We start from the raw sequence: 16354 nt of genomic DNA, 5'->3' as shown, positions 1-16354 counted from the left end.
GTTCTTCTGTCCATTCATACTACCTTGTATTTTCTGATTTCACCATATCACAATTGTTCCACTTGACGAAGCAACTCCTGCGCAATCTCTTTATCCGTTAAAGAAATGGAGCTGGCGTCCAGCAAATGTCCGAGCTTAATAATCGCTTCACTTCGGGCCTCATGCCTCTTCAGCAGCCCCAGCTTCTGTTCGTAAGCTTCAAGCATGCCTTCGGCCCGTTTTATATGTTCATATACCGCCTGGCGGCTAATTTCAAACTCTGCAGCAATTTCCCCTAACGAAAAATCGTCGAGAAAATAATATTTCAAAAAGGTCTGCTGCTTTTCCGTCAGCAGCGTCTCGTAGAAATCATATAGAAGGTTGATCCGATTCGTCTTCTCAAGCCTATTCTCCTGACTCATATGGGCACTCCCTCCGTCAAGGAAAAACACTTTACAGCGCATCAACGAACATTATCATACCGAATGCAAAGAACGATGTCAAGTAAAAATCCTTAACATCTCACAAACAATGTTCACCCCCTCTCATATACAGCAAAAGCCGCCGTCAAAATCAATTCAACAGCGGCCTTACTTAGTTTTCTATTATACAATTTCCAAGGTTCGTAGACAAATGCTCAGCTTTACAAGAATCACTGGTTTGGAAGCAAATACAAAAGTATCGCGAAAAAATGCGTAATGCTGCCGGCCAGAACAAACAGATGCCAAATCGCATGGTGGTATTGGAAACCCCGCCACACGTAAAACACAGTTCCCAGACTATACAAAACGCCGCCCACGACGAGCAGCACGATCCCGTTATACGGGACAGCCGCTGTTAACGGACCCCAGGCAATGACAATGAGCCAGCCCATAATGAGATAAAAAATCGTTGACATAAACAAGAAACGCTTCACGAAATAAGCTTTAAACACAACACCAAACAACGCAATTCCCCAAACAACCCCGAACAGCGTCCAACCGAGCGGTCCGCGTACTGCAACGAGCATAAATGGCGTATATGTTCCAGCGATATAAATGTAAATGGAGGAGTGGTCAAAAATCTCAAACAAGTCTTTCGCTTTTCCCTCTTTAAAGCTGTGAACCAGTGTGGAACACAGGTACAGCAGCAGCATACTCACCCCATAAATCGTAAAGCTGACGACATGCCAGGCCGATCCTTTCAGACTGGAAAATACGATGAGCAGCACAAGTCCTGCTACACTCAGCAGGGTGCCTATGCCATGGGTAATCGCGTTCGCAATTTCCTCTCTGCGGTCATACGTATGCGTATTTGCCATACTTACACCTCCAAGCTCATATCTTTTTTTAAAAAAAGGGCTCATACCTATATACATACGGCATTTTCGTGAAAAGGTGATTGAGTTTAGGCTTCGTCCGATTCTTCCTCTTCGCTGATGAGTCCAGCGAACAGACCATGTACGAACTGCTCGGAATCGAATTTTTGCAAATCATCGATCTTCTCGCCGAGTCCGACAAATTTGACCGGAAGGCTTAATTCCTGACGGATTGCAATAACGATGCCGCCTTTGGCTGTACCGTCGAGCTTTGTTAATACAAGCCCCGTCACACCGCTTTTCTCGCCAAACAGCTTGGCTTGGCTGAGTGCGTTTTGACCGGTGGTTGCGTCGAGTACCATCAAAACCTCGTGTGGAGCGCCTGGAATTTCACGCTGAATGACGCGGTAAATTTTGTTCAGCTCCTCCATCAAATTCGACTTATTCTGAAGGCGCCCTGCTGTATCGCAAAGTAAAATCTCCGCTCCTCTTTGCTTTGCTGCCTGAACTGCATCGAACATCACCGCTGCCGGATCCGATCCAGCTTGCTGCTTGATCACATCGACACCTACACGTTTGCCCCAAACCTCCAGTTGTTCGATCGCACCGGCCCGGAACGTATCTCCTGCGGCCATAAGCACTTTTTTACCTTGCTGCTTGTAATAATGTGCGAGCTTGCCAATCGTCGTCGTTTTGCCGACACCGTTAACGCCAACGAACAAAATAACGCTGATTCCATCAGGGTTCAGGTTTATGTCGTTATCCTCATCGCCGCGCAGCAGCCCGGTCAGCTTCTCAGAAAGCAGCGGTTGCAGTTCTGCAGCATCCTCAATACGCCGCTTTTTCACTTCATCGCGCAGTTCATCGATCAGCTTCAGCACCGTGTTGACACCAACATCAGCGCCAATTAAAATTTCCTCCAGCTCTTCGAAAAATTCCTCATCTATTTTCTTTCGGCGGGTAATTAGCTCGGTTACTTTCTCGACAAAGCCTTTACGGCTCTTCTCAAGTCCATCCCGAAACTGCTTCGTTACCGATTCCGTTTTGGATGCAATACTCTCTTTCAGCCTCTTAAAAAAACTCATACGGGGATGCCCCTCCTTCATGATCTCACAAAACAAATGACTTTGTAGTTCCGTTAGCCTGCTGAAATTCACGCTTTCATGCTATTTTTTCAAGAATGGCACCAGGAAATACCGCTATTTTTGAAAAAATGAATTTCTAGGCAAAAATAACGCTGCTATCGAATCACATTATGCCATACTGTGCCAACCTTAAGCAATAATGGAGCCGCTTGATGAGCACTGGTGAAGCCAAGGTACGGTTCTGACATCGTTAACTAGAACCGTACCCGCCCGCATGACGGATTAGGCTATTTCCACCGTATCCTCGTCCTCTAGCTTCACCGAAACGAGCTTGGACACGCCGCCTTCTTCCATAGTTACACCGTAAAGCACATCCGCTTCCTCCATCGTCCCTTTGCGGTGAGTCACGACGATAAACTGCGTCTGTTCAGAAAACTCCCGTAAATACTGAGCAAATCGAACGACGTTCGCCTCATCCAGTGCCGCTTCAACTTCATCAAGAACGCAAAACGGTACAGGCTTCACCTGCAGGATAGCAAACAGCAGCGCCATCGCCGTCAAGGCGCGTTCTCCCCCGGAGAGAAGCTGTAAGTTTTGCAGCTTTTTCCCCGGCGGCTGGGCAACGACATCGATCCCGGTCTCCAGCAAATTGTCCGGATCGATCAGCACTAGATCAGCCCGACCGCCGCCAAACAGCTTCGTGAAAACGATGCCGAATTCCCGACGGATTGAGTCAAATGTCATTTTGAAACGCTTGGACATCTCCTCATCCATTTCACGGATTACCTGATACAGCGTCGTTTTCGCCTCCACCAAATCGTCCTTCTGCACCGTGAGGAACTGATAACGCTCGGAAACACGATTATATTCCTCAATCGCACCAAGATTCACATCCCCTAGCAGGGTTATCTGTCGTTTCAATTCTTTAACGTCAGCCTGAGTCTGTGGAACGTCCTCCGGCACAGCATAGCGCTGCTTGGCGAGTTCATAGCTCAGTTCATAGTCATCGGAAAGCTTCCGTAAAATGTTGTCCAATTCTACATCAAGTCGGTTCGCTTGAATTTCCGTTTGCCGCAGCTGTTCCTCTACAGCCTTTAAACCGAGCCGTTGCTCTTTTGTTTCGTTCTCTCCGTCCGCCAGTTTCTTAACGAGCACTGCCCGAGATGCACGCTCAAACTCAAGCTGCTCCCCGGCGCGTTCCTTCTTCAGCTTGAAATCATTGAGTTCTTCACGCTGATTTACGCTTTGCTGCTCGTTTTGCAGCAGATCCGCTTCGATGGATTGCAAAATTTTACGGTTCTGTTCAAGCTCGCGCTCTTGTATTTTGCAATCTTCCTCTGAACGACGCAGCTGCGTACGAAGCGACTGACATTCCTGATCAAGCTTACCTTCACGGACCTTCAAATCAGTCAGCAAGTCCTGCAGCTCTTCCTTAGCAGATTCACTTGCTTTGCGTGCAAATTCTGCGGCCTTAATCGATTGCTGAACGGATTGTTCTTCTTTCTCAAGCTGAACAAGCCGCTCCTCTGCCGCTTTTTTCGCCGTTTCGAGGTCCCCAAGCTCTTTGAGATACGTTCCCTTCTCCTGTCCATACAACTCAAACTGCTCTGAAACATGGCGATATTCGTGCTCTAACTGCTTAAGGTCACCCGCGCGTGACTGTTCCTCCACACGTTTCGTATCGCCGGCTTCGCGAAGCTTCGTTAGCTCCTTCTCCGAACGGCTCAGCTGCTCCCGCAGATCAGTCAGCCCTTTGCGCAACTTGTCCAGCATCCCATCGCTCTCATGAATATCGTTTGCGAGTTGGTCCAGTTGACGTTTGCGGCCGAGCAAATTGTTATTTTTACGGTGCTGGCTGCCCCCCGTCATCGAACCGCCGGCATTAACGACGTCGCCTTCGAGTGTCACGATCCGGAAACGGTATTGGCAGCGGGCCGCCATCTTATTAGCTCGTTCCAGGTCACTGGCAAACACCACATTGCCCAGCAAACTGCCAACGATGTCCGCATAACGCGAGTCATAACCGACGAGCTCCGCGCCGATCCCGATAAAACCTTCCGCTTCCTCCATCAATCTCTTGTCAGAGGCGGATATTTGACGAGGGCGAATAACGTCCAGTGGTAAAAACGTAGCCCGGCCGAGCTGTCGCTGCTTCAGAAAAGATATCGCTTGCCGGGATACTGCCTCGTTCTCCATGACGATGTGCTGCATCGCGGCGCCAAGCGCTGTTTCCACCGCGATCTCCAGCTTCTCAGGGACACGAATGAGCTCTGCCACTGCACCATGTACGCCAGACAATATGGATTTTCGGGCAGCCTTCAGTACTTCTTTTACGCCAAGCACAAAGCCGTCGTAGTCGTCTTCCATTTCCTTCATCGTGTCGCGTCGGGAAACCAGGCCTTCACGCTTCTGCTCCCATTTACGAATCCCGCTTTGGCTCTCTTCCACGAGCTTCTGCAATGACTGGTAACGTTCGCTCTCTTTGATAAACTGCCCTCTTAAATCGGCAATTTCTTTTCCAAGCTTCTCAAGTACGACGTCCAGCTCTTTTTTGCTCGCCTTAAGCCGTTCCAGCTCATCGCGCCATTTCACGCCCTCTTCTTCCGCACGGTCCATCCGGCGCTTAACGCCTTCCTTCTGCTGCTCGGAATAGTGAATTTCGTTGCGTGTTTGAGCCATTCTGTTGATAACATCGAGGAGTTGGCCCTTGAGCCCTTCCTCCTGAGCTTGGCTTATGCCGCCGGTGACACCGATCAGCTTGGCTTCTTCAGCGGAAAGCTGGCTACGCAGCTCCAAAAGCTGCTTCTCGGCGACAGTAAATTTTTCTGCAAGTTCGTTCATTTCCAAAGAACGCTGAGCAAAACGCTCCTCGCTGACTGCAAGCGATTCCCGCAGCTGTTCACGGTTTTGAGCCAGATGCTTGGCTCGTTCCTTCAGTACTTCGCCGTAACCTTCGCTCTTTTCGAATTTTTCACTATACTCCAGCAGTTGCGCCTGCAGTACCTCAATCTGATCCTCTACTTGCCGAAGCGCCAAACGGTCGCTCTCCAGCTTGGCATCGTGCGCGGATACGACCGTAGACAACGCCAGCTGCTCTTCCTGAAGCTTGGCCAGCTTGGCGTTAGCTTCGCTCCACGTTTCGTGTATTTGCTCAATTTGATGCACATATAACGAAATCTCTTTATTTTTCAACTGCTCACGCAAATCTTTATATTTCAGCGCTTTCTCGGATTGCTCCTTCAGCGGTTCAATTTGATCCTCCAGTTCACTCACCAGATCGTGAATGCGCAGTAAATTTTGTTCGGTCTCATCCAGTTTGCGCCGGGCGTCGCGCTTCCGGCTTTTGTACTTGACGATGCCCGAAGCTTCTTCAAATATGCCACGGCGATCCTCCGAACGGGTACTCAAAATCTCCTCAATCCGACCTTGGCCGATGATAGAGTAGGCTTCCTTACCGATTCCAGTATCCATAAACAACTCGGTAATATCCTTAAGCCGGCAAGACTGCTTATTGATAAAGTACTCGCTGTCGCCGCTGCGATGTACCCGCCGTGTAACGGTAACTTCGCTAAAATCGAGCGGCAGAGCCTGGTCGATATTATCCAGCGTCAGCGATACCTCCCCGAAATTAACCGCTTTGCGCGCGTCGCTACCCGCGAAAATAATGTCCTCCATTTTGCCGCCGCGCAGCGATTTGGCACTTTGTTCCCCCAGCACCCAGCGGATGCCGTCGGAAATGTTGCTTTTGCCACTACCGTTAGGACCAACCACGGCGGTAATGCCGCGGACAAACTCCATTTCTGTCTTGTCGGCAAATGACTTAAAGCCAGCTAACTCTATCCGTTTCAGAAACATACGTTCACGATCACCTCTAACGACTATTGTAACACACAAAAAGCTCCTGAGGACAGGCGTTCAAGGAACTACATGGGCATATTGGAGTAGGATTGTTATGAGTCAAGAAAGAGCCTTTTGAAATGCCCCCCCTATTCCTCTGCTTGGCTTAGGAACCACCGAATCAACACTTACGATGAAACTCGGGGTTTTCTCAACAATCTGAAATCCTCACGCTAATTTGAACCGATCACCGACTGAAGAAATATTAGATGGAATTCCTCCTGCTAATTAACCATGGATCACCGGTTAGAAAGAAATTAGATGGAAATTCTCCTGCTAATATAGCGCATTATCCCTAATACAGCCTATATTAGTTATATTAACAGGAGGTTTTCCTGTTAATTCAGTCCAATCTACCCTTTTTGCCAAAAATAACGGGAGGTTCTCCTGTTAAATTTATGAAGTGGTAAATTCAACATTCCAAAAGCCTAGAGATATTTCAAAAATTCACATTGAATCTTCGGTTGATACTGTCCAGGCCTATAGGCCACTAATAAAAAAAGCTGCCCCATGGCCTGGTTTTAGACCAAGTCGGGCAGCCTTTCCTTTAATAATAAAAAACGATTTAATTATACGACGCCTTAAGCAAATTCAGAGCTTCGGCTGCAGCCTGCTGCTCCGCTTCCTTCTTGGATCTCCCAGTTCCTCGGCCAAGCGCTCGCCCCTCCATACATACTTCCGAGACGAATTCGCGCTCGTGCGCCGGTCCCCGTTCTTCAACAATTCGGTATTCCAGCGTCCCCATGTTATGGTGCTGTGTCAATTCCTGCAGTTCTGTCTTGTAATCGCTAGTCTGCAGTTTTCCATCCAGTGATAATTGAGAGAATACATGGCGATGAAGAAAGGCAGTAACTACTTCCAGGCCCTGATCCAGGTATAACGCACCGATAAAGGATTCAAACACATCGGCCAAAAGCGCCGGTCTGGTTCTGCCTCCTGTTAACTCTTCACCTTTGCCCAACAAAACATACTGACCAAACTCCAGGCTTTCCGCGAATTTTACGAGCGAAGGCTCACAAACAAGCGCAGCACGCAGTTTGGTCAATTCCCCTTCAGGACGATCCGGAAATAGCCGATACAAATGCTCCGAAACTGTGAGTTCAAGAACAGCATCGCCCAAAAACTCCAGGCGTTCATTATCCTCATGTTGGCTGAAGCGGTGCTCATTGACGTAAGATGCATGGGTGAAGGCCTGTTTCAATAACTGCCGATTATGGAATACCAGTTGTAGTTTATGCTGTAACTGCTTTAGATCTCCATTCACCAAACTTAACCCCTTATGCTTCGAATTTCTTCAAAATGATTGTGGCGTTATGTCCGCCAAATCCGAAGGAGTTAGACATTGCGACTTTCACATCGGCATGTCTGGCTTCATTCGGAACATAATCCAAGTCGCATTCCGGGTCCGGATGTTCCAGATTAATGGTTGGTGCAATAACGCCATTTTGAATCGTCAAGGCACAAATAACTGCCTCTACGCCGCCTGCTGCTCCGAGCAGGTGACCTGTCATCGATTTCGTCGAACTGATCGCAACTTTATAGGCGTGATCACCAAGCGCGCGTTTGATGGCGATCGTTTCAGACCGGTCGCCAACCGGGGTAGAAGTCCCGTGCGCGTTAATATAGTCAATTTGCTCCGGCTCAAGCCCGGCATCGCGGATTGCCATCTTCATGCAGCGTTCCGGTCCGTTTGGATCCGGTTCGGTCATATGATGAGCATCTCCGCTCAAGCCGTAACCAATAATTTCACCATAAATTTTAGCTCCACGCTTTTGGGCATGCTCAAGCGATTCAAGAATAAGAATGCCCGAACCTTCGCCCATAATGAACCCGTCGCGTTCCATATCAAATGGCCGACTTGCCTTCTCTGGCTCATCGTTACGGGTAGACATCGCCCGCATCGAACAAAAGCCTGCGAGACCGGTCGGGCGGATCGTTGCTTCCGCGCCGCCGCAAATCATCACATCGGCATCGCCGCGCTGAATCAGCTTGTACGAATCACCAATGGAATGAGTTCCGGTCGCGCACGCAGTCACCGCTGTCGTGTTTGGCCCCTTAGCACCAAACAAAATCGACACATGTCCGGAAGCCATGTTTGCAATCATCATGGGTATAAAAAAAGGACTAACCCTTTTAGGACCTTTTTGCAGCAAGATGTTATGCTGATCCTCCCATGTACCAAGGCCCCCGATACCTGAGCCGATCATAACGCCTACCCGTTCTGGGTCCGCTTGTTCAGCGATATTCAATCCGCTGTCGGCAAGAGCATTTTTGGCCGCCGCTGCGGCAAACTGGACGAAACGGTCCATTTTACGAGCTTCCTTGCGGTCAACATAATCTTCAGGATTAAAATCCTTCACCGAAGCGGCAATTTGGGTCGGATATTCGCTGACATCAAACGATTCGATCTTGGAGACACCGGACTTTCCTTGAACCAAGTTGTTCCAGAATGTATCCAGATCGTGACCGAGAGACGTTACAGCACCGATCCCCGTGATTACTACTCTATGCTTCAAACACATTCACCTCGTATGGACTTCATGTGCAATATACAAACTCTTATACAGAAAAAAAGAATATACGTTGGAAGATGAGGAGAAGTCCCGCCTGCTATAAGGAGGTACGGGACTTTAGAATGACTTTAGGTATGAGATTGTATGTAGTTTACAACTTCACCTACGGTCGTAATCTTCTCTGCATCTTCGTCTGAAATTTCCAGATCGAATTCATCTTCGAGTTCCATGACCAACTCAACCACGTCGAGCGAATCAGCACCCAAATCGTCTTTAAAAGACGCTTCCAGTGTCACTTCGGCTTCATCTGCGCCGAGGCGATCCACTACAATGCGTTTTACGCGATCCAATACATCGGACATCCGGTTCACCTCCTCTTTGGTATTATACGAGAATTAAACTTAAAATGCCATAGAAGCTAGGAAAGCGAAATCACATGTACATTCCGCCATCCACATGGAGGGTTTGTCCCGTCATATAAGACGCGCTATCGGAAGCGAGAAATACGGCGACATTTCCAATCTCTTCAGGCTGTCCCAATCTGCCAAGAGGGATATTACTTAGCATTCCTTGACGCAGCTCCTCGGACAGCTCATCCGTCATATCGGTTTTGATAAAACCTGGGGCAACGCAGTTCACGGTAATATTCCTTGAAGCCAGCTCACGAGCAGAAGCTTTTGTAAGGCCGATCACGCCGGCTTTTGCAGCTACGTAGTTAGCTTGGCCCACATTACCTATCACCCCAACAACCGAAGAAATGTTGATGATACGCCCGAAGCGTTGCTTCATCATCGGCCTAGTTACCGCTTTAATCCCGTTAAATACGCCTTTTAGATTCGTTTCGATCACCTGGTCGAATTCGTCCTCTTTCATGCGCATAATTAAATTATCTCTTGTAATCCCGGCGTTATTCACAAGAATATCGATCCGGCCCCAAGCGTCGAGTACCGCCTTGACCATAGTCTCAAATTCCTCGATGCTGCCTACATGAGCTTTAACGGAAAACGCTTTAACGCCCAACGCCTCAATTTCAGCCACCACCGAAGCGGCTGCCTCGGCATTCCCGGCATAATTGACAGCAACGTCCGCACCGGCCTCCGCGAATGCAAGAGCAATGCTGCGACCAATGCCCCGAGAAGCTCCCGTGACAAGCGCTGTCTTGCCTTGAAGCGGTTTTGTCATCCAATATCATCTCCTTTCCCAATTTACAGGGCAAACGACCTTCAGTCTAGTACGGCCACTCCTAACGGAGCTGCAAAATATACAGCAATCTTAGTTGTCCGCCTCCACGTTCGCCATTCATGAAATTAACCCACCGATCCTTCTCACCGCTACCCTTGAAGCAGCAACGCTAATTATCAGGTGTGACTACAATTCCTTTGCGGCGACCGTTTCATTAACAAACCCCTCTAAAGTTGACTGTTTACATCAGCTCCGCAGCGGTTTTTTCCAGACTTTCTATACTATTCACATTCAAAATTCGTACCGATTTGTCAATCTTCTTGATCAACCCGGCAAGCACGCTACCTGGGCCTATTTCAACGAAGGTATCAACGCCTTGCGCGATCAACCAAGCGATGCTATCTTCCCAGAGCACAGGCGAATATACCTGCTCGACGAGCAGCTTGGAGATGTCCGAGCCTTTTTGCACCGGCCCTGCTGTTACATTGGCTACTACCGGTACGGAGGCATCTTTAAAAGTAACTGTCTTGAGCTTTTCGCCTAACCGGTCGGCTGCGGAACGCATGAGCGAGGAATGAAACGGACCGCTTACTTCAAGAGGAATCGCTCTTTTGGCGCCGATTTCCTTGACCCGTTCTACGACTTCTGCCACGCCCTCCTTGCTGCCCGAAACAACGATTTGTCCAGGACAGTTTACATTGGCCAGCTCCACAAGAGCTCCGTTAGCAGAAATGTCCGAGCACAGGCCAGCCAGAGCTTCACGTTCAGCTCCGAGCACGGCAGCCATGGCCCCTTGACCACCCGGAACCGCTTGTTCCATAAACTCGCCCCGAGCTCGTACGATCGTCACAGCATCCTCAAAAGACAATACGCCAGCCGCCGTAAGCGCGCTGTACTCACCCAAGCTGTGCCCAGCTACATAATCCGGAGCTAAGCCCTTGGCTGCCAATGCATCATACAACGCCACACTGGTCGTCAGCAATGCCGGCTGTGTATTGGCCGTTTGCTTCAACTCACTTTCAGGCCCCTCAAAAATTAGTTTAGTTAACGGAAATCCGAGCTTCTCCTCGGCAACCTCGAAATATTTACGGGATGCGGGAACGCTGTCATATATATCCTTACCCATTCCAACACTTTGAGAACCCTGTCCTGGAAAAACAAAAGCCAATTTGCCCATCATGTGCACTCCCTATTCAAAAGTCCGGTGAAAATAATTGATTGTCACGCATTACCAAACGATCACGGAAGCTCCCCATGTGAGTCCGCCGCCGAATCCGACGAGCAAAACGGTGTCGCCTTCCTTGATACGTCCGCTCTCAGCGGCTTCAACCAAGGCGAGCGGAATGGATGCAGCCGATGTGTTGGCGTATTTATCAACATTAATGACGCATTTCTCTTCCGGCAAATCGAGGCGCTGCATCGCCGATTGAATAATCCGAATGTTGGCCTGGTGCGGAACAAAGAGATCGATGTCCTCTTTGGTCTTTCCGGCTTTGCGAAGTACTTCTTCGGTTGCGGTACCCATAACGCGAACAGCGAATTTAAACACCTCGCGCCCATTCATATAAATAAAATGCTTGCGTCCTTGAACCGTTTCCTCCGAAGCTGGCATACGGGAACCGCCTGCCTCGAGCTTTAACAAAGTTCCCCCGGACCCCTCTGCACCTAGATCAAAGGAAAGGAAGCCACGTCCTTCTGGTACTTCGCCAAGCACTACTGCCCCGGCACCGTCACCGAAGAGCACGCAGGTGTTGCGGTCCGTATAATCTGTAATACGGGACAAGGTGTCCGCGCCGATCACGAGCGCGTTTTTGTACATTCCCGTTTGAATGAAGCCATTGGCTGTGGCCATGCTATATACAAATCCCGAGCAAGCGGCGGACAAGTCAAAAGCAGCTGCTTTCTTAGCACCAAGCTTATCCTGCAAAATGCAAGCCGTGGATGGGAACGTCGTATCCGGCGTAACCGTAGCCACAATAATGAGTTCAAGTTCCTCCGCAGTAATCCCTGCAGACTTCAGCGCCCGTACAGCAGCTTCATAAGCCAAATCGGAGGTCGCCTGTTCCGGAGCTGCGATATGACGCTCTCGAATCCCTGTCCGCGATACGATCCACTCGTCATTCGTATCTACCATCTTTTCCAAATCGGCATTAGTCAACACTTTTTCCGGAACATATTTTCCGGTTCCAATAATTCCTACTGAACGAAATTTAGTCAATTTGTTCACTCACTTCCCGCTGATTTCCCGTGCTATGCTTTCTGTTAACCGACTTTGCAGTGCCGTTCGTGCTTGACGGACAGCATTTTTGATCGCTCCTCCGTCGGAGGAGCCATGCCCCTTAACCACGAGCCCGCTAAGACCAAGTAGCGGAGCTCCACCATGCTCTTTATAATCAAGCGTCTTCTTCATGCTGCGCAGCGACGGCATCAGGACTGCTGCCGCCAGCTTATTTTTCCATGATTTCGTAAATTCCCGCTTAAGAATCGAGAACATCGTGCCCGCTGTACCCTCCAGCGATTTCAATAAAATATTGCCAGCAAATCCGTCGCACACGAGCACATCGCAAGCCCCGGTCAAAATATCGCGAGCTTCTACATTGCCCACAAAGTTGATTGGCAACGACTCTAACAGTGGAAACGCCGCCTTTGTCAATTCATTTCCCTTCATCGCTTCCGTGCCAACATTCAGAAGACCAACGCGCGGTTTGGATATTCCGTGCACTTTTTCACGGTAAATGCTGCCCATCAAGGCATACTGTGCAAGATGTTCCGGCTTCGCATCCATGTTAGCGCCAAGGTCTAGCGCAAGCACGCCGCGCTCATCCACTGTAGGAATCATCGGCGCCAGCGCCGGCCGTTCGATTCCTTCCAATCGTCCGACCACGAGCAGTCCTGTCGTCATCAACGCTCCGGTGTTGCCAGCAGATATCATCGCTGCTGCTTCGCCTTCGCGAACGAGGCGCCCAGCTACGACCATAGATGCGTCCTTTTTGCGTCTCACGGCCTTGACTGGTTCATCGTCCGCATCAATTACCTCCGAAGCATGATGAATGCGCAGATTAGCTGGTGCATCCTTCAGCATAGGCGCAAGCACCGCCTCATTTCCGACGAGAACGATTTCGATGTCGCTCCACTCCTTGGCGGCGGCTAAAGCGCCTTCCACGGTGCTTTGGGGCGCATGATCTCCGCCCATGGCATCAATGGCGATCTTCATGATGTTTTCCTCCTTCATGATTATCATCTCCGGTAGAACGGTAGATAACAAAGTTGCCTTGGAACACCATTTCCTCGCCCACATAAGTAAATACTTCAACCTTCGCCTTGCCTCCATGGCCAGCGGAAGGTCTTACATACGCCTTAGCTATACATTTCTCCCCTAGGTGTACCGACCGGATAAATCGTATATCCGCCGAGAAAGTTAAGGCGATTTCGTCATTAATAACGGCAACGGCAAGTGAGTTGGCTTGAGCGAACACGTGATGACCACGGGCAATACCTGTACGAGAGAACACGTGCTCGTCACGGATTTCAAAAATAGAGATACCGCTTTTATCTAACTGTAAATCAACGATCTCCCCGATTACTTCGTGGAGCGGCAAGGAACGAACTTGGTCGTACGAGCGCTCCGCCATCAGCTTCATCCGTTCCCGCAGCTCCGGGATCCCCAGCTCCATCCGGTCAAGCCGAATTGTCTGTATGCTGACTTTAAGCTGCCGGGTCAGCTCCTGATCCGTAACAAACGGATTGTCTTCTATCATCTGGACGAGCTGCTGCTGTCTCGCCCTTTTGGGCAAACGTTCGATGGGTATCCCCCCTGATCACAGGTAATTAGTGAAAATCTATTTTGCAAAAAGCGCTGCTTCAAGCGCTGCTCTATGTAGTCTTAAGTATAAAAAACAAAGTGAAGAAAAATCCCTTTAGAACCTGGTACTAATCCGAGTATATAGCATCCTGTCCTAAAAAGAAAGGGAAAAACGGCATTGTGCTTTCCATGTTTCAGTCTAAACACAAAGAAAAGCTTGCCCGAACTGGACTTAAAAATGTTAACAATGCGTGTCAAATTATTTTCGAGACAAAAAAATAGTACCTCATCGAAATGAAGTACTACCTTTTGAGCTCTAGTGAAATTATTGGTTGATAATTTCTCTCGATTTGTATGTTCCGCAAACTTTGCATACGTGGTGAGCAAGCTTCAATTCTCCGCATTGTTCACATTTTACCATGCCCGGCACAGCCAATTTGAAATGCGTGCGGCGTTTGTCGCGACGCGTTTTGGACGTTCTCCGTTGAGGTACTGCCATGGTTCCCACCTCCTTATTCAAGTCAACCTTGTTCCGGTATGCTCTTTATTCGCCTGGTTACAACTTACTTTTTGAAAAAATCGCCGAGTGCTGCCAGACGCGGATCGATCTTATCGGTATTGCAGCCGCATTCCCGTTCATTTCGATCGGCCCCGCAAATGGGACAAAGTCCTTTACAGGTATCCTTGCATACAGCGGCAAACGGCAGATTGAGTAATAACGTCTCTTCTATATACGGTACAAGGTCGATCTTCTCCCCGGTCACGTATTCTAGATCGTCGTCTTCATCCTGCGCTTGCATATCCGTCTCGGGATCGTCGCTTTGTTTGAAGCGCTCTGTAAATTCGGCCGTAACGGCGTGTTTCAAAGGTTTAAGACATCTTGAACAGGTCATGTCCAATTCAGTGCTTAACGTCCCTTGAACTTCAATAATCTCTCCGTCAGAAGACTCTGCGGCTAGGTCAACTTGAAGTGGTTCGATTCCTGTAATGTCTTTACGCCCTTTGATAACATGGCTTACATCCAACGCCGTATGGAATTTCACGGGCGCTTCGGATGAAGCTACCTGACGAAAAAATAATAACATCAGCATCACTCCAAACAAACAAAAATAATTATACCGATTTCAAGTAAGTTTTGTCAACAACAATACATGCTTGTCTTACTTATATTCAGCTTGCATATCAAGCTGGCATTTCAGCTTTGGAACGGTTTCATGGTATATTGGGTGGTACATTATAGTAAAACATGGATCGTAAAGGAGAGCTGACAAAGCTTGACCATCGTTGGAATCATTGTCGAATATAATCCGCTGCATCATGGACATGTTTACCATTTTACTGAGGCAAAGCGTCTAACCAGCGCTGATGCGGCGATAGTCGTCATGAGCGGCAACTTTCTGCAACGCGGAGAGCCGGCGCTCGTTAGTAAGTGGGCTCGGGCAGAGATGGCGCTGCGCCTCGGTGCCGACGTCGTACTGGAGCTGCCGATCGCGTATGCGGCGCAGCCTGCGGAGTGGTTTGCCTACGGCGCGGTGGCGCTGCTCCATGCGACGGGGGTCACGACGCATCTGTGCTTCGGCAGCGAAGCCGGGGCGCTGGAGCAGCTTCAGCCGCTGGCTGAGCGGCTGGCCTGCGAGAGCAGCGCCCTGAAGGCGGCGGTCGCGGAGGAGCTCGCCACCGGGGCGAGCTACCCCGCCGCCTTTGCCGCAGCGGCCGCGCGCACGCTGGGCGGCTCCGCGGGCATGGACTCCGCCGCAGCGCAGGCGCTCCTGGAGCAGCCCAACAACAGCCTTGGGCTGCACTACCTCATCGCGCTGCGGCGGCTCCGCAGCGGTATCGCGCCGGTCACCGTCCGGCGCGTCGCCGCGGAACACCGCGATACGGCGCCCCGGGACGGCGCCATCGCCAGCGCTACCGCCGTGCGCGGACTGATCGCGGGCGCGGGCGGCTTTGCCGCGGCCGCGCCGTACCTTCCGCCTTACACGGCGGACATCCTTGCCCGCGAATTCGCCGCGGGCAGAGGGCCCGTCACCTGGGAGAACTTTGCCGGGCCCCTGTACCACCGCTTGCTCCTCTCCTCTCCCGAGGAGCTCGCCGCCCATCACGAAATGACCGAAGGGCTGGAGTACCGGATCAAGAAGCTGATCCCTCAGCTTTCTCAGCCGACAGTTGCCGAGTTGCTCAGACGGCTGAAGACCAAACGCTACACGCACACCAAGCTGCAGCGAACGCTGCTGCATGTCCTGCTGCAGCATCCTAGAACCCTACTCGCTCCTTCTGCGTTAGCGCAAGGGCCAGCATATCTGCGGGTTCTCGGTTTCAGTGCGAAGGGGCAGCAGATCCTAAAGAAGATGAAGCAGGTAGCAACGCTGCCAGTAGTAACCCGGGCTGCAGAGCTTTCTCACCCTCAGCTCGAGCTTGATATTAAAGCTTCCGCCGCCTATGCCAATGCGATGCAGCGGCGGGACATGGCGGAACTGCTTCGCGATTACCGCCAGCCGCCTATCCGCATTACGTGATCTCAATAGCTGCATTTTCTACATCTAATTTTGGATTTTTCCCCTTTTTTGTTTGTGTAATTGTAAAAGATGCATCTAAA

15 protein-coding genes are annotated in these 16354 nt (G+C 50.0%); 1 reads left to right on the top strand and 14 read right to left on the bottom strand.

The annotated features are described in order from the left end of the window. Positions 1-47 precede the first annotated feature (47 nt). From ACFQ3W_RS17540 to ACFQ3W_RS17475, 14 genes are all read right to left on the bottom strand, one after another. On the bottom strand, positions 48-401 hold the full coding sequence (locus tag ACFQ3W_RS17540; protein ID WP_379320537.1) for a putative DNA-binding protein: 354 nt from the start codon (positions 399-401) through the stop codon (positions 48-50). A 230-nt stretch (positions 402-631) separates the two neighbouring features. Next, the gene (trhA, locus tag ACFQ3W_RS17535) at positions 632-1279 is read right to left on the bottom strand and encodes a PAQR family membrane homeostasis protein TrhA (RefSeq protein ID WP_379320536.1); all 648 of its coding nucleotides are present in this window, start codon (positions 1277-1279) and stop codon (positions 632-634) included. Between the two features lie 86 nt (positions 1280-1365). Continuing rightward, entirely contained in the window at positions 1366-2361 is a 996-nt protein-coding gene (gene ftsY / locus ACFQ3W_RS17530) for a signal recognition particle-docking protein FtsY (RefSeq protein ID WP_379320535.1), read from the bottom strand. A 282-nt stretch (positions 2362-2643) separates the two neighbouring features. Beyond that, the gene (smc, locus tag ACFQ3W_RS17525) at positions 2644-6216 is read right to left on the bottom strand and encodes a chromosome segregation protein SMC (RefSeq protein ID WP_379320534.1); all 3573 of its coding nucleotides are present in this window, start codon (positions 6214-6216) and stop codon (positions 2644-2646) included. Between the two features lie 607 nt (positions 6217-6823). Further along, the gene (rnc, locus tag ACFQ3W_RS17520) at positions 6824-7522 is read right to left on the bottom strand and encodes a ribonuclease III (protein WP_379320533.1); all 699 of its coding nucleotides are present in this window, start codon (positions 7520-7522) and stop codon (positions 6824-6826) included. A 13-nt stretch (positions 7523-7535) separates the two neighbouring features. Continuing rightward, a complete protein-coding gene (fabF, locus tag ACFQ3W_RS17515; protein WP_379320532.1) occupies positions 7536-8774 on the bottom strand; it encodes a beta-ketoacyl-ACP synthase II in 1239 nt (412 codons plus the stop codon). A gap of 125 nt (positions 8775-8899) precedes the next feature. Continuing rightward, positions 8900-9133, bottom strand: coding sequence for an acyl carrier protein (acpP, locus tag ACFQ3W_RS17510; RefSeq protein WP_018750834.1), 234 nt, complete (start codon positions 9131-9133; stop codon positions 8900-8902). A gap of 70 nt (positions 9134-9203) precedes the next feature. Beyond that, positions 9204-9953, bottom strand: coding sequence for a 3-oxoacyl-[acyl-carrier-protein] reductase (gene fabG / locus ACFQ3W_RS17505; protein WP_379320531.1), 750 nt, complete (start codon positions 9951-9953; stop codon positions 9204-9206). A gap of 241 nt (positions 9954-10194) precedes the next feature. Further along, positions 10195-11130, bottom strand: a complete 936-nt coding sequence (gene fabD / locus ACFQ3W_RS17500; RefSeq protein ID WP_379320558.1) for an ACP S-malonyltransferase — start codon at positions 11128-11130, stop codon at positions 10195-10197. 51 nt (positions 11131-11181) lie between these two features. Beyond that, positions 11182-12171 carry a beta-ketoacyl-ACP synthase III gene (locus ACFQ3W_RS17495; protein ID WP_379320557.1) on the bottom strand — a complete coding sequence of 330 codons (990 nt, stop codon included), beginning with the start codon at positions 12169-12171 and terminating at the stop codon, positions 11182-11184. Positions 12172-12180: 9 nt separating this feature from the next. After that, complete coding sequence (gene plsX, locus ACFQ3W_RS17490) at positions 12181-13167, bottom strand: phosphate acyltransferase PlsX (RefSeq protein ID WP_379320530.1); 987 nt, start codon at positions 13165-13167, stop codon at positions 12181-12183. Further along, positions 13151-13747: a transcription factor FapR gene (gene fapR / locus ACFQ3W_RS17485; RefSeq protein ID WP_379320529.1), complete on the bottom strand. Its 597-nt coding sequence runs from the start codon at positions 13745-13747 to the stop codon at positions 13151-13153. Before fapR ends, plsX begins: the two co-directional genes overlap by 17 nt. A gap of 333 nt (positions 13748-14080) precedes the next feature. Next, entirely contained in the window at positions 14081-14254 is a 174-nt protein-coding gene (rpmF, locus tag ACFQ3W_RS17480; protein ID WP_018750828.1) for a 50S ribosomal protein L32, read from the bottom strand. A 64-nt stretch (positions 14255-14318) separates the two neighbouring features. Beyond that, positions 14319-14840 (bottom strand): YceD family protein, encoded by a 522-nt coding sequence (locus ACFQ3W_RS17475; protein WP_379320528.1) that lies wholly within the window; start codon positions 14838-14840, stop codon positions 14319-14321. A gap of 189 nt (positions 14841-15029) precedes the next feature. On the opposite strand from ACFQ3W_RS17475, the gene ACFQ3W_RS17470 reads away from it, so the two are divergent. Beyond that, a complete protein-coding gene (locus ACFQ3W_RS17470) occupies positions 15030-16274 on the top strand; it encodes a nucleotidyltransferase (RefSeq protein WP_379320527.1) in 1245 nt (414 codons plus the stop codon). Positions 16275-16354 lie beyond the last annotated feature (80 nt).

Source organism: Paenibacillus puldeungensis, from assembly GCF_042678945.1.
GTDB lineage: Bacteria > Bacillota > Bacilli > Paenibacillales > Paenibacillaceae > Fontibacillus > Fontibacillus puldeungensis.
Note: the sequence above shows the minus strand (reverse complement) of the source record. Positions and strands in the feature narration are given on the sequence as shown.